The sequence below is a fragment of the uncultured Granulicatella sp. genome, from assembly GCF_938030755.1.
GTDB lineage: Bacteria > Bacillota > Bacilli > Lactobacillales > Aerococcaceae > Granulicatella.
The window spans coordinates 1-1482 of record NZ_CALHIF010000032.1; the positions used below are offsets into that span (position 1 = coordinate 1).

The 1482-nt window shown below is 41.6% G+C and carries 2 protein-coding genes; one reads left to right on the forward strand and one right to left on the reverse strand.

Going from position 1 to position 1482, the window contains the following annotated elements:
* Positions 1–174: LysR family transcriptional regulator (locus Q0594_RS08470; protein ID WP_366518783.1), on the reverse strand; the 174-nt coding region annotated here is incomplete at its 3' end.
* 173 nt (positions 175–347) lie between these two features.
* Here Q0594_RS08470 and Q0594_RS03400 point away from each other — a divergent pair.
* Positions 348–1482: SLC13 family permease (locus Q0594_RS03400; RefSeq protein ID WP_298729603.1), on the forward strand; the 1135-nt coding region annotated here is incomplete at its 3' end.

Below are 1482 nucleotides of genomic sequence, written 5' to 3' on the forward strand. Positions count from 1 at the left end.
GGTCAGCGTGAAGTTCTTGTGGGTGCGGTGGATGAGAGGATAGCCTAGCTTTTCCTCCAAGCTCTTGATTTGTTTCGTGACATTGGGTTGCGAGGTATACAATTCTTCAGCGGTTTTCGTGAAACTCATGGTCTCGCAGAGGGTTTTAAAAGTTTGTAGTTTATCGATATTCATGTCATCCCGCCTTTCACGAGTAGTATAGCATAATCATTCTAAATTGGAATACATTTGCATAACGTTTTGTTATACAAAAGTGTAAAAAGTGAATTGGACGGGGGACTTCTTTACTTGTAGACTAAGGATGACGTCAAGAACAAATCAAAAAACAAAAGAAGGAGATCATTACTATGAGTAAAGATAAAAAGAAAAAATCCGCTCTATGGGGCATTCTTCTGGCAGTCGCAGTGTTCTTCATCATTGTGTTCATGCCACCGATGGAAGGATTAACCGTACCAGCACAACGCAGTTTAGCGATCTTTGTAGCAGCACTTATTTTATGGATTGCAAAACCAATCCCTATTTATCAAACATCGATTATCGCGGTATTACTGCTTCCATTAATCGGAGTTGTCGAGAAGCAAAAAGAGGCGTTTGGAACATTAGGGTATGACATCATTTGGTTGATGGTAGCCGCATTCGTGTTAACATCAGCCATCAGTGAAACAAACCTAGGGAAACGTATCGCACTCTCAATGGTCGTGAAATTCGGACGCACGAAGATACAGACACTTGCGGTATTACTCGCAGTGAACTTCATCCTCGCGTTCTTCGTACCATCCACAACAGCACGTGCTTCATTAATCTTGCCAATCTCCATCGTATTATTACAAATTTACAATGAACTTCCAGGAGAATCGAAGTTCGGGAAATTAATGATGTTACAAAACGTGCAAAATAACGCGTTCGCAACATCTATGGTAATGACAGCCACTTCCGCTCAAGTAATCGCTGTTGGATTTATCAATAAACAAACCGGCGCAAGCATCGGCTATATGGACTGGCTACTCGTATCTATGCCACAAGCCATTCTTACAGCCGTAATCATCTTCTTTATCGGAGTGAAACTCTTCAAAATCGGTAAAGATGCCAGTGATTCCGCAATGGCAAACGTGAAAGAAACGTTGAAGAAACAATTAGCAGACTTAGGACCAACATCCCCTGAAGAAAAACGTGTAGGAATCATCTTCCTCATCACTTTAATCTTATGGGCAACTGGAGACCTTCAAAAGAAATATCTAGGATTCTCCATCTCAACAGAACAAACAGCCGTATTGAGTATGTTACTCTGCTTACTACCAGGGGTTGGCGTATTAACTTGGAAACAAGCAAAAATCAAATGGGACTTAATGATCTTCTCTGCAGGGGCATATGCCGTAGGGAACGCATTTGACAACACAGGCGGAGCTGAGTGGATGATTACAAACTTAGTAAATGCCATCGGTTTAGACAAATTAAACCACGCTGCAGTGGCTGTGATCTTAA